We start from the raw sequence: 11,428 nt of genomic DNA on the forward strand, positions 1-11,428 counted from the left end.
GCTTCGTCGTCGAACCCGTCGGCGCCTGGGACCACGCGTACGCCGTGGGATTGCTGGCGGCGCACAGCGTGCCGGGAGCCGAAGCCACCGACGTCGCCGCGGCCACGCACGCGCGACTGGTCGAGCTGGGCACGGGAGCCGAGCGCGCCTCCTACCGTCTCGACCTGTCGTTCGCGGCCACCGGGGTCGACGTGACGGTGATCGGGCCCGACGGCGTGCTGCCGACGGAGGCGACGGTCGACGAGGCACGACGCGTCGTGCGGACGTGGCTCGACCTCGACACCGACCTCGACGACGTCGAGCGGGGCTTCGCCGACGACCCCGTGCTCGGGCCGCTCGTCGCGGCGCGTCCGGGCATCCGCGTGACGGGCAACCCCGACGGGTTCGAGACGGCCGTGATGACGGTGCTCGGGCAGCAGGTCTCGCTCGCCGCGGCGCGCACCTTCACCGGGCGGCTCGTCGCGGCCCACGGCGAACCCGTCGCGGGGACGGGCCTGACGCGGTTCCCCCGCGCCGACCGCCTGGCGGCCGCCGACGTCGACGAGCTGCGGGCCGCGGTCGGGGTGACGAACGGTCGCGCGCGGACGATCCACGCCCTGGCCGAGGTCGTCGCCGACGGACTCGTCATCGCCCCCGACGTCGACCACGCCGACGCCCGCCGACGCCTGCTCGCCGTGCCCGGCATCGGCCCGTGGACCGTCGAGTACCTGGCCGTGCGCGCCCTCGGCGACCGCGACGCCTGGCCCGCGGGCGACCTCGTGCTGCGGCGCGTGATGGGCGGGGTGACGACGAAGGAGGCCGAGGTCGCCGGGGCACCGTGGTCGCCCTGGCGAGCCTACGCCCTGTTCCACCTCTGGGCCGCGGTGCTGCCGACCGCGCCGTGAGGCGCCCGGCGCCACCTGCCGAGGACGACGACCGGACGAGGAGGCGCGGTGCGCCTAGCCTCGGAGGCCCACCACGAGAGGACTCCCGATGAGCGACGCCCGCACGAACCCGGACCCGCACGAGCCGGACGACGAACTCGGCCACGGCGACGCGCTCGACCAGGCGGCGGTCGAGGCCGCCGCGATCGAGACGCACCGGGCCGCCCAAGGGTCGGGCCCGACCGACACGCAGGGCGAGCCCGCCGCATCGGGCGAGGCGACGCCGGACGGCGACGTCACGCAGCCGCTCGGCGGCAGCCACTCGGGCGAGGACGGCTACGTCGCCGTGAGCCCCGGGGGCGTCTCGGGCGAGCAGGACGCCGCCTTGACCGTCGACGACGAGGACTCGCACTCGGCCGACCCCGAGGCGAACGCCCACCGTGGCGACATCGGCGCGAACCGCGGCGGCAGCGGCGGCCGCTGACCCGTGTGAGACCCCGGGAGGGCGCCGAGACCCACGTGCGCGAGCCGGGGCCTCGGCCCCTTCGTGAGGTTTCGGCGGCGACCGGGTGGTGCATGCTGGTGGGGATGACTGACACGCGCCCCCACCTCGACGACTTCGCCCGCTTCATCCAGGCCTCGCCCTCGTCCTTCCACGCCGCGGCCGAGGCCGCCCGCCGGCTCGACGACGCCGGGTTCACCGCCCTCGACGAGACCGCCGAGTGGCCCTCGGGCCCGGGCCGTCGCTACGTCGTGCGCGACGGCGCGGTCATCGCCTGGATCGAGCCGGCCACCGCGACGGCCACGACGCCGTTCCGCGTCGTCGGAGCGCACACCGACTCCCCCGGCTTCAAGCTGAAGCCCAAGCCGACGACCGGCACCCGCGGCTGGCTGCAGGCCGGCGTCGAGGTCTACGGCGGTCCGCTGTTCAACTCGTGGCTCGACCGCGACCTCGAGTTCGCCGGCCGACTGGTCACCCGCAGCGGCGAGACGCACCTGGTGCGCACCGGGCCGCTGCTGCGCTTCCCGCAGCTCGCCGTCCACCTCGACCGGGGCGTCAACGCCGAGGGCCTGAAGCTCGACCCCCAGCGCCACCTGAACCCCGTGGTCGGGGCGGGGCCGCTCGACGAGGCCGACGTCCTCGGCCACCTCGCCGGGTTGGCCGGGCTGACCGGAGACGACGTGACCGGGTACGACGTGGTCGTGGCCGACACCGCGCCTCCTGCGGTCCTGGGCATGTCGGGCGAGCTCTTCGCCGCCGGGCGCATGGACAACCTGTCGTCGACCCACGCCGGTCTCGTCGCTCTGGTCGAGACGGCGACCTCGGGCGTCGAACTCGACCACGTCGCCGTGTTCGCGGCGTTCGACCACGAAGAGGTCGGTTCGGCCACGCCGTCGGGTGCAGCCGGGCCGCTGCTCGAGGACGTCCTGGCCCGGGTCTCGGCCGGTCTCGGGGCGACGACGACCGATCACCGCCGGGCCCTCGCCGGGTCGTGGTGCCTGAGCGCGGACGCCGGGCACGCGGTGCACCCGAACTACCCCGAGCGGCACGACCCGGTCAACCAGCCGGTCGTCAACCGCGGGCCGCTGCTCAAGATCAACGCGAACCAGCGCTACGCCACCGACGGGCTCGGGGCGGCCGAGTGGTCGCGGGCGTGCGAGCAGGCGGGTGTGCCGTTCCAGGAGTTCGTCTCGAACAACTCGGTGCCCTGCGGCTCGACCATCGGACCGATCACCGCGACGCGACTCGGCATCCGGACGATCGACGTCGGCATCCCGTTGCTCGGCATGCACTCGGCCCGCGAGTTGTGCGGAGCCGACGACCCGGCCTACCTGTCACGCGCCGCCGCCGCCTTCCTCGCGCCGGACGCGTAGACCCGGCGCGGGCCCGATCCGCAGGCCCGGCGCGGACGGCCGCGGCCCTGCCCTGCTCTGCTCTGCTCTGCTCTGCTCTGCTCTGCTCTGCTCGAGGCGGTTCGCCGTGACATGACGGTCTGACATGTCACGGTAGTTTGGTGCGATGCACGAGGCGAATCGACTACGACTGGCGAACGTCGAGATCAGGTACGGGCGCCGACAGGTGGTGGCCGCTCCCGCACTCGAGATCGCCCGATCGTCCACGACAGCGCTCGTGGGAGCATCCGGCAGCGGCAAGAGCTCTCTGCTTCGCTGCCTGACGGGCCTCCAACGCCCTTCCTCGGGTCAGGTCTTCGTCGACGACCTCGATCTGACGTCCCTGTCCCCCTCCCGGCTCGCTCGGCGACGGCGAGAGCTGTTCGGCATCGTCCTTCAAGACGGCGGCCTCGTACCGTCGTTGTCGGCCTTGGACAACGTGCAGATCGCTCTCGACCTCCGCCGCATCCCGAAGTCGCGATCCACTGCCCGATCGACCCTCGCCGACCTCGGCCTGACCAGACTGGCCGACCGGCGACCCGACGAGCTGTCCGGCGGCGAGCGGCAGAGGGTCGCCTTCGCCCGGGTGCTGGCCCAACGGGCACCTTTCGCGACGTTGGACGAACCGACCTCGAGCCTCGACGCCGAGAGCCGCGCCGACGTCGTCGACGGCATCCGTGCGCTCGCGGCCGCGGGGTGCGGCACGGTGCTGGTCACGCACGATCTCGAGCTCGCCGCCAGCGTCGACGCCGTCGCGGCGATCACCGAGGGGCAGGTCGTCACGCATCTGACCCCGACGACGGCGTCGGACATCCGCCGGCGGATGCGAGCCGTGCACGACACACAGAGCGAAAGATGATCGGCCTCGCTCGTCTCGCCGCGGCCTCCCTGCGCATGCTCGCGACCGATCGGGCCACCTGGTTCGCCTACGGCGCCGTCGTCCTGGTCACCACCGTCGTCGCCGGCCTCGCCCTGACGGGTGTCGACTCGGCAGGCGGTGCGCCCGCCCCCCTCGTAGGCATCGTCCGCTCGTGGACGACTCCCGCGGCGTTCATGGCCGTCGTCGCCGGCACGACGTGCCTCGCCGCCGTGTCACGGCTGACCCAGTCACAGTTCGACCCGACCCGTCTCGCCTGGGTGCCCTTGGGCGTCCTGCCGTGGCAGGGGCGCGCGCTCATCGCCCTCGAGACGGCCGTCGTGACGGTCGCGGCCGCCACGGGGGGTGTCGCCATCGTGATCGTGACGGCCACGGCCCTCAACCCCCTGACAACTCCCTGGGGCTCCCTCGTCCTCACCACGGGTCCACTGGTCACCGTCGGCACATCGGTCGTCGTCACCTTGTGACTGACCCCGGCGCTGGTAGGTGCGACGAGCCGCTTCCCGCCGCGTCCGCGACGGGCCGGGCTCGGCCGCGTGCTCGGTTGCGCGATCCCCGTCGCGGCCGTCGTGGTGCTCCTGGCCCTGATGCCGTCGACTTCGATGAGGGACGACGACGTGGCCGGGCTGGTGCCCTGGTCGCTCCTCCTCGTCGTCCTCGGCTCCGTCGCCGCGTCCACGATCGGCCCTGCGGCCTGCCGTCTCGCCGCCGCCGGGCTCGGTCTGGTTGCGCGGGGTACCCGATGGACCATTCCCCGACTCGCCTTCCAGGCCGTCGCGGACGGCGTCCGCCGCGATGGCGCGGGCATCTCGGTGCCGATGGTCGGCGTCGCCGTCCCCGGCGGACTCGCCGCCGTCTTCCTGGCGGGCGACGAGGCCCTCCGTGCGTTCGGTTCGCTGGTCACGTCGGAGACGACGATCAACTGGGCGGCCGTGACCGGTCTCGCCACGGCGCCCGCCCTCCTCGCAGCGGTCACGGGTGCACTCGTCTTCAGCCTGTCGGCCCCGATCCGTCGAGACACCGGGCGAGCACTGCTCGCCGCGGGAGCCGCCCCGGCGACCCTTCGGGCCATCGCCTCCTTCGAGGCCGTCCTGCTCTGGGCTCTCGGGGCCCTTGGCGCCGTCGCCGTGGTAGCGGTCTCGGCCTTACCTCTGTTGTCGGCCGCCCAGGCCGACCTCGGCACGTGGGCGGCCGTGATCGTGAACCCGGTCACCCTGTGCTGTTCCGGGCTCGCCCTCGTCGCACTGCTGATGGGTAGTTCGTTCGGCCGACGGTCGTGACCGACGGCGGATCAGCCGAAGGCCTCCACCGCCGGCGCCCCGAGCGCCCAGGCCAGGATCGCCGGCCACTCGCCGTAGCCCGAGTCCGGGGTGAGGTGACCGCCTCGGGGCACGACGACGACCGGGGCATCGACCCGCGCCTCCCAGGTGTCGACCGGGCCGAGCGGCAGCCACTCGTCCTCGTCCCCGGCGACGACGACCGACTCGGCGTCGCCCCCGAGCGCGAGCCGCCGCCCGTCGAACAGCTCCCCGGCCACGAACGCGTGGATCGGCTGGCCGGCGATCAGCTCGGGCGACGGAGGCGCGACCAGCGCGACCCGGTCGGCGGACGGAGGCGCGACGCCGGCCTGCAGCCTCAACCAGAGCAGGCACGAGAGGCTGTGGCACAGCACCGTCACCGGACGGCCCGCGGGCAGGGCGGCCCGTTCGTGTCGCACCGCGGCGTCCCAGGCGGCGGGCGTGGGCTCGTCGGCGTCGGGCAGCTGCGGGTAGCGCACCACGTGTCCGCGGGCCTCGAGCTCGCCGGCGAGCCAGCGCTGCCAGTGCCCCTCGGGACGATGGTTCTGCCAGCCGTGCAAGATCAGGAAGGCCGTGGGCGGGGTCGGCGTCGGGGCGGTCGCGTCGGTCACGGTCCGATCATGCCCCGACCCGGCGTCCTCACGTGGCAGGGTCGACCCATGACGTCACACCCGTACCGCGCCCGGTTCGGCGACGGCTACGCCTTCGAGGGCGAGCCCACCCTCGACGGTCCGCCGCCGACCGGATTCCACGTGACGACGCGCAGTCGGGTGATCGGCCACGGCCAGGCAGCCTTCGAGGCCGCAGGGGACGCCGTGCTGCACTGGCAGGTGCACCGCGGCTCGGGCTTCGTGCCCCTCGAGGTGCCCGTCCGCGTGGCCGTCGGTGCGACGAGCGTCTGGGGCGTGACCCTCGGCCCCGTGCACCCACCGGTCGCCTGCCGGGTGTTCGCCGTCGTCCGGTCCGCCACCGAGATCGGCTTCGGACACGCCGCCCTGGTCGGCCACCCGCAGCGCGGCTGGGAGAGCTACCGCGTGCACCACCACGACGACGACCGCGTCACCCTCGACATCCGCGTCGTCTGGCTCCCCGCCGCGTGGTGGATGCGGGCCGCCGGGCCGGCGTCCGCACTCGCCCTCTCGCTGATCCTGCGGCGCAACCTCCGCGCCCTCGACGTCGTCGTGGCCTCCGCCTGACGGCACCGCGCCCTCACCGGACGGCCCGGTCACCCTCCATGGGGACGAGGAGGCGCGGCTCATGAGACCAGGTCGTCGAGCCACCTCTGCCAGGCCGACCCGGTCGCGGCGGCGTCGGCCCCGTCGGCGAAGTCGTGGACGCTGACGCTCACCCCGGCCCCCCGGGCCTCCCGCCCGAAGACGCGGACGAGCGCGCTCGCGGTCCGCAGCCCCACGAACGACGCGGTGCGGTACGAGAGTCCCGCGGCGACCGGACCGACGCCGGGCAGGTCGACCACGACGGCGTCACCGACCTCGACGTCGTCGGCCAGGTCGAGGGCCTGCAGCACCCGGGCGGCCGATCCCGCCGCCCGCGACGACTCCGGGGCGTCGACGCTCGTGAACGTGGCCTCCCGCCCCGTGAACCATGCGACGTACTCGGCGAGGGTCTGCAGGTAGAAGTCGGTGTGCTCCTCGACGCCGGGCACCTGCCCCTCGTCGAAGACGCTCGAGTGCCGGTAGGTCAGCCGGGTCGCCTCCTCGGTGTCGTCGCCTGCCGCGAGGGCGAAGTCGAGCTCGTTGAACCAGCCGCCCTCGCCCTCCATGCGGTTGGCGTAGTGGCGACCCGGTCGCCAGGCCGTGACCACCGCACCCGGCCCGGCCGCGCCTCCCACCCGGGGTTCGACCTCACCGGGCCAGAGCCACCCGCCGGTGCCCGTGGTGACGGCGTCGAAGACCACGGCGGGAGGCGCGGCGAGGGTGACGGTCCGGACGATGTCGGCAGCGGGCACGATGACTCTTCTCTCGTCGAGGCGGGTGGGTCGAGGCGGGTGGGTCGAGGCGGGTGGGCCGCGGACGGTGCGCCGGGGCGGGACCCGGCGGGGTCAGCCTGCCACCGGGGGCCCCGCCCGCGCCACCGTCCCGGGCTCCGAGCCCACCGTGCCACACTGATCCGATGACCCCTCGACGTCGCCACGCCGGTTCGCCACGGCGTTCGGCCGCCCGCGACGCCTCGCGAGCGGGGGACGTCGACACGACCGTCACCGTGCGTCGCGTCGAGCGGGGCGACCTCTACGTGCGGGTCAACACGATCGGCGACACCGGCGACCGTCCGTTCGTCCTCGTGCCGGGCATCGGCGTCTCGTCCGACTACTTCGAGCGCCTCGCGCCGAACCTCAACGAGTTCGGCCCCGTGCACGCTCTCGACCTGCCGGGCTTCGCCGGGGTGCCGCACCCGGGTCACGCCCTGAGCATCCGCGAGTACGCCGACCTCGTCGGCACCGCCATCGACGAACTGGGACTCCACGACCCGGTCGTCGTCGGGCACTCGATGGGCACGCAGATCGTCGTCGACCTCGCCGCGCGCCGACCCGACCTGTCGACCGTCGTGCTGATCGGGCCGGTGATCGATCCGGCCCATCGACACGTGCTCGAGCAGGCGGTGCGGTTCGCCCGGGCCGCCTGGCACGAGCCCGGCCGGGTGAAGTTCCTGGCCCTGAGCGCCTACGTGCTCTGCGGGGTGCGTTGGTTCTCCCGCATCCTGCCGAAGATGATGACGTACCCGATCGAGCAGCACCTGCCGCAGATCGCCGCCGACACCCTGGTCATCCGGGGCGAGCACGACGCCGTCGCCCCACGCGAGTGGGTGCGCCGCGTCGGCGAACTGCTGCCCTCGTCCCGCCTGTGGGAGATGCCCGGGGCCGCCCACTCCGTCATGCACGCCCACGCCGAAGAGGTCGCCAAGCTCTGCGTCGAGCACGCCCAGCAGCCGATCCGGCACGACGAGGGCGTCGAGCTGCACCACTACGTCGACGCGGGGGACGGCGACGAGAGCGACGACTTCAGCCCCAGCCCGGCCGACTTCGTGAAGGCCGTGGGGGCGCGCCTGCGTTCGACCGCGGCGACCATGCGCGGTGACGACGAGGCCCTCGCGAAGGCCAAGACGGACCACGCCGAGTCGATGCAGGCGGCGTTCGACCGTCGCCAGGCCGAGAAGGCCGCGGCCGGCGCCGACCCCGACGACGGCCCGCACATCGAACCCACGACCGGCGGCGCCGACCGCTGACGGTGCGGCTCGTCCCGGCCGGGCCGGGCCGGGGCGCTGCGGGGTGAGGCGGGGCGGGTCGGGTCATGAACGCAGGAGGCGCGGGTCGCCTCGCCGCCGACCCTCACGCCCCCGAGACGGTCAGCCCGATCAGCACGAGGTTGAGGGCCACGACGACGACCACGGCCACCCAACCGGCGATCCGCGTCCCGACGGCGTTGACGCCCGTGCCCATGAGCGACCGGTCGCTCGTCGCGACGACGAGGGGCACGAGGGCGAAGGCGATGCCGAAGCTCAGCACGACCTGGCTGAGCACGAGCAACCACGTCGGGCTGATGCCCGTCGCGAGGAGCACGAGGGCCGGGATCAACGTGACGACCCGACGCACCATGAGCGGCACCTGCACGTGCAGCAGGCCCTTCATGATCTCGGCGCCCGCCATCGCCCCGATCGACGTGGACGCGAGACCCGACGCGAGGAGGCCGACGGCGAACAGGACGCCGATCACCGGCCCGAGCGCCGCCGCGATGGCCCGCTGGGCCCCGGGGATCGTGTCGGTGCCGTCCTGACCCGACAGGGTCGAGGCCGCGAGCACGAGCATGGCGATGTTGACGCCGCCGGCGACGAGCAACGCCAGCACGACGTCCCACCGGGTGGCCTTCAGCACGCGGGCACGGTCCGCCCCCTCGGCCACGACGCCGTGGTGGTCGCGGGTGAGCGCGGAGTGCAGGTAGACCGCGTGCGGCATGACCGTCGCGCCGAGCATCGACGCGGCGAGCAGCACGGCCGTGCTGTCCTCGAAGCGGGGCACGAGACCGGCGAGCATGCCTCCGGCCGACGGCGGGGCGAAGAGCAGCCCCGCGCAGAAGCCGAGCGTGAGGACGGCGAGCAGGGCGATGACGACGGTCTGGAACACCCGCCCGCTGCGGTACCTCGTGAGCAGCAGCAGGCCGAGCGAGACGAGGCCGGTGATCAGGCCCCCGACGACCAGCGGCACCCCGAAGAGCAGCTGGAGCGCGAGGGCTCCCCCGATGATCTCGGCGACGTCGGTCGCGGCCGCCACCAGCTCGGCCTGACCCCAGTACGCCAGCCGGAGGGGCCGACGACGGAGGCGCGTGCCCATCACCTCGGGCAGCGACCGACCCGTGACGATGCCGAGCTTCGCCGACAGGTACTGGACGAGCACCGCGATGGCGTTCGCGAGGACGAGCACCCAGAGGAGCGTGTACTGGTACGCCGCCCCGGCCGTGAGGTTGGCGGCGACGTTGCCGGGGTCGACGTACGCGATCGCGGCGACGAACGCCGGGCCGAGCAGGGTGCCGCGCGGTCGGGCGTGCACGACCTGCGGGGCACGGCCGTCACGGGGGTGGTCGGCGTCGGAACGGCGGGTGTCGGACGAGCTCATGCCTCGACCCTAGCAAGGTTTCGGTACGCCGAAACCTTGGTGTGAGGCCTCCGTAACCCGCCCGCACACCGAACGCCGCGCCCGAACGCCGAGAACCCCGTTCACGAAGACGAACCACGATTGATCGGGGTTCTTCTTCGCGAACGGGGTTCTTCTCGGTGATCGGAGTGCAGCCGACCCGACCGCGCGGGGGTGTTACTCCGTGGCGGCGGTGATCTTCGCGACGCCGACGAGCATCTCGTCCTGGACGGCGTCGGTCCCGAAGGTCTCGTTCAGCAGTGACGCGGCGGCAGCGCTGACGTGCACCGTCGTGCCCTCGAGCACGGCGTTGCCGTCGACGACCTCGAGGGGCTTCAGCGTGCCACCCCAGAGGTTGAACAGGTAGGCGTCCTCGGCGGCGACGGTGCCGTTGGCGGTCACGGTGCCGTAGAGCTTCGACTCACCCGGGTCGATGCGGAAGTCGGTGAGTTCGACGACGGTGCCGTCGGCCGAGGTCAGCGACAGGCCGGAGCCGTCGTGGTCGATCTCGCCCTGGACGTAAGGTCGCACGTCGCTGTCGGGGCCGTAGTAGTCGACGTTGCCACCCGTGATGGGGAACGCGAAGGTGCCGTCGGTGAAGGTCGCGGTGCCCACGACGCCGGGGGTCAGGCCCAGGCTCGTGAGGGCCTCGACGAAGGACGCGTCCACGGCGACCTGCGTGTCGACGCCGTTCGACAGATCCGAGATGGACGCCTCGGGCAGCATGCTCTCGCCGGGGCCGGGTTCACGGGTCTGGTTGACGGGGTGCGTCGGGGCCGTGTTGTTGCTCTCGGAGTCCGAGGTCGAGGCGCAGGCCGCGAGCGAGAACACGAGGGCTCCGGTGGCGACGACGCCGAGGACGCCTCGACCGAGGGAGGAACGGAAGGGGGTGCGCATGAATGGTCCTTGTCTGTGCTGCCCGGTGGGGTTGATCGGTGTTCGACGCCCGGGCCGCGTCGGATGGGGCGAGGGGGCGAGGGGGCGACCCGGCCGGGACGCCCCCTCGCGGCGCTCAGTCCTCTTCGGAGAAGAAGCGGTCGACCTTGCGGTGGTACCGCTGACCCAGCAGGCCACCGAGGACGGCACCTGCGAAGCTCAGGACGACGACGAGGCCGAGGCCGATGAGACCGGCGAGGGACGACGACTGCAGGTCGTCCATCGAGGGCACGAACGGGTTCGGCGACGACGAGTCTCCGGTCTGGGTGCCGACGACGCCGACGACGATCGCCAGGACGATCGTGATGACCAGACCCCAGAGCCAGGTCGCGAGCCCCTGCTTGAAGCCGCTGAAGCGGGCGATGCGCGACGCCGTGTAACCACCGATGAGGTACCCGAAGAAGATGATCGCGAGCACCACGATGCCCGAGGTCAGCGCGAGCACGTCGGCGTTGTCGGTCGTGAAGCTGCGCAGGTCGGCCATGGCGGTCGAACCGGATGCGACCCCGCCCCAGGCCGCGAGGACGCCGCCGAAGATCGTGATCATGACGAGGCCGAAGCCCGTCGCGGCGAACCAGCCGAGCAGGCCGGCGCCGAAGCGGATGCCGCCGAACTCCTCTTTCTGCTGGGCGAGCAGCTCACGGCGCACCGACACGTGGTCGATGCCCGAGTCCTTGACGAGGGGGTAGGCGTGGGAGCCGGTGTCGCGGCCCGCGGCGGCTCCTGCGGCCGCGCCTCCGGCTGCCGCCGCGGTGGGGGCGACGGCGGTGGGGGCGTCCTGACCGAACGAGGGCTGACGCTCGGCCGCGGCGCGGTCGGTGGCGCCGCGTTCGGCGTCCGAGCGGTCGTCGACCCACCCGTCGTGCGAGGACGAGGAGGCGCCGGTCGCCGCGGTCGCGGACGCCGCGGTGGCCGTGTC

The 11,428-nt window shown here is 73.4% G+C and carries 13 protein-coding genes; 8 read left to right on the forward strand and 5 right to left on the reverse strand.

The features are described 5' to 3' along the window. The 6 genes from IFT36_RS12760 to IFT36_RS12785 form a co-directional block, all read left to right on the forward strand. A partial coding sequence (locus IFT36_RS12760) for a DNA-3-methyladenine glycosylase 2 (RefSeq protein WP_200413311.1) occupies positions 1 to 884 on the forward strand: 884 nt, incomplete at its 5' end. An 88-nt stretch (positions 885 to 972) separates the two neighbouring features. Continuing rightward, complete coding sequence (locus IFT36_RS12765; protein WP_200413312.1) at positions 973 to 1,347, forward strand: hypothetical protein; 375 nt, start codon at positions 973 to 975, stop codon at positions 1,345 to 1,347. Between the two features lie 104 nt (positions 1,348 to 1,451). Then, positions 1,452 to 2,738 carry a M18 family aminopeptidase gene (locus IFT36_RS12770; protein ID WP_200413313.1) on the forward strand — a complete coding sequence of 429 codons (1,287 nt, stop codon included), beginning with the start codon at positions 1,452 to 1,454 and terminating at the stop codon, positions 2,736 to 2,738. Positions 2,739 to 2,883: 145 nt separating this feature from the next. Continuing rightward, the gene (locus IFT36_RS12775) at positions 2,884 to 3,615 is read left to right on the forward strand and encodes an ABC transporter ATP-binding protein (protein ID WP_200413314.1); all 732 of its coding nucleotides are present in this window, start codon (positions 2,884 to 2,886) and stop codon (positions 3,613 to 3,615) included. Then, positions 3,612 to 4,100, forward strand: a complete 489-nt coding sequence (locus tag IFT36_RS12780; protein ID WP_200413315.1) for a hypothetical protein — start codon at positions 3,612 to 3,614, stop codon at positions 4,098 to 4,100. The genes IFT36_RS12775 and IFT36_RS12780 overlap by 4 nt, the downstream gene beginning before the upstream one ends. A gap of 135 nt (positions 4,101 to 4,235) precedes the next feature. Next, positions 4,236 to 4,913 carry a hypothetical protein gene (locus tag IFT36_RS12785; RefSeq protein ID WP_207114407.1) on the forward strand — a complete coding sequence of 226 codons (678 nt, stop codon included), beginning with the start codon at positions 4,236 to 4,238 and terminating at the stop codon, positions 4,911 to 4,913. 11 nt (positions 4,914 to 4,924) lie between these two features. On the opposite strand, the gene IFT36_RS12790 is transcribed toward IFT36_RS12785, so the two are convergent. After that, positions 4,925 to 5,542 carry an RBBP9/YdeN family alpha/beta hydrolase gene (locus IFT36_RS12790; RefSeq protein ID WP_200413317.1) on the reverse strand — a complete coding sequence of 206 codons (618 nt, stop codon included), beginning with the start codon at positions 5,540 to 5,542 and terminating at the stop codon, positions 4,925 to 4,927. A 48-nt stretch (positions 5,543 to 5,590) separates the two neighbouring features. Between IFT36_RS12790 and IFT36_RS12795 the strand changes: the two genes are divergently transcribed. Further along, complete coding sequence (locus IFT36_RS12795) at positions 5,591 to 6,127, forward strand: DUF1990 family protein (protein ID WP_200413318.1); 537 nt, start codon at positions 5,591 to 5,593, stop codon at positions 6,125 to 6,127. 59 nt (positions 6,128 to 6,186) lie between these two features. On the opposite strand, the gene IFT36_RS12800 is transcribed toward IFT36_RS12795, so the two are convergent. Further along, positions 6,187 to 6,897 (reverse strand): SRPBCC family protein, encoded by a 711-nt coding sequence (locus IFT36_RS12800; protein WP_200413319.1) that lies wholly within the window; start codon positions 6,895 to 6,897, stop codon positions 6,187 to 6,189. A gap of 164 nt (positions 6,898 to 7,061) precedes the next feature. Between IFT36_RS12800 and IFT36_RS12805 the strand changes: the two genes are divergently transcribed. Further along, entirely contained in the window at positions 7,062 to 8,171 is a 1,110-nt protein-coding gene (locus IFT36_RS12805; RefSeq protein WP_192124513.1) for an alpha/beta fold hydrolase, read from the forward strand. 103 nt (positions 8,172 to 8,274) lie between these two features. Here the strand turns inward: IFT36_RS12805 and IFT36_RS12810 are convergent, their stop codons facing one another. From IFT36_RS12810 to IFT36_RS12820, 3 genes are all read right to left on the reverse strand, one after another. Then, positions 8,275 to 9,555: an Nramp family divalent metal transporter gene (locus IFT36_RS12810; RefSeq protein WP_200413320.1), complete on the reverse strand. Its 1,281-nt coding sequence runs from the start codon at positions 9,553 to 9,555 to the stop codon at positions 8,275 to 8,277. Between the two features lie 195 nt (positions 9,556 to 9,750). Continuing rightward, positions 9,751 to 10,470: an ABC transporter substrate-binding protein gene (locus IFT36_RS12815; RefSeq protein ID WP_200413321.1), complete on the reverse strand. Its 720-nt coding sequence runs from the start codon at positions 10,468 to 10,470 to the stop codon at positions 9,751 to 9,753. A gap of 115 nt (positions 10,471 to 10,585) precedes the next feature. Then, positions 10,586 to 11,428 (reverse strand): hypothetical protein (locus IFT36_RS12820; protein WP_200413322.1); only part of this gene is annotated, 843 nt, incomplete at its 5' end.

This window comes from Frigoribacterium sp. CFBP 13605 (assembly GCF_014839405.1).
In the GTDB taxonomy this organism is placed as follows: Bacteria; Actinomycetota; Actinomycetes; order Actinomycetales; family Microbacteriaceae; genus Frigoribacterium.

Coding starts and splice junctions, on each gene's coding strand:
- IFT36_RS12805 (WP_192124513.1), top strand. CDS start 7,062: ATGACCCCTCGACGTCGCCACGCCGGTTCGCCACGGCGTTCGGCCGCC.
- IFT36_RS12775 (WP_200413314.1), top strand. CDS start 2,884: ATGCACGAGGCGAATCGACTACGACTGGCGAACGTCGAGATCAGGTAC.
- IFT36_RS12795 (WP_200413318.1), top strand. CDS start 5,591: ATGACGTCACACCCGTACCGCGCCCGGTTCGGCGACGGCTACGCCTTC.
- IFT36_RS12810 (WP_200413320.1), bottom strand. CDS start 9,555: ATGAGCTCGTCCGACACCCGCCGTTCCGACGCCGACCACCCCCGTGAC.
- IFT36_RS12780 (WP_200413315.1), top strand. CDS start 3,612: ATGATCGGCCTCGCTCGTCTCGCCGCGGCCTCCCTGCGCATGCTCGCG.
- IFT36_RS12765 (WP_200413312.1), top strand. CDS start 973: ATGAGCGACGCCCGCACGAACCCGGACCCGCACGAGCCGGACGACGAA.
- IFT36_RS12815 (WP_200413321.1), bottom strand. CDS start 10,470: ATGCGCACCCCCTTCCGTTCCTCCCTCGGTCGAGGCGTCCTCGGCGTC.
- IFT36_RS12770 (WP_200413313.1), top strand. CDS start 1,452: ATGACTGACACGCGCCCCCACCTCGACGACTTCGCCCGCTTCATCCAG.
- IFT36_RS12785 (WP_207114407.1), top strand. CDS start 4,236: ATGAGGGACGACGACGTGGCCGGGCTGGTGCCCTGGTCGCTCCTCCTC.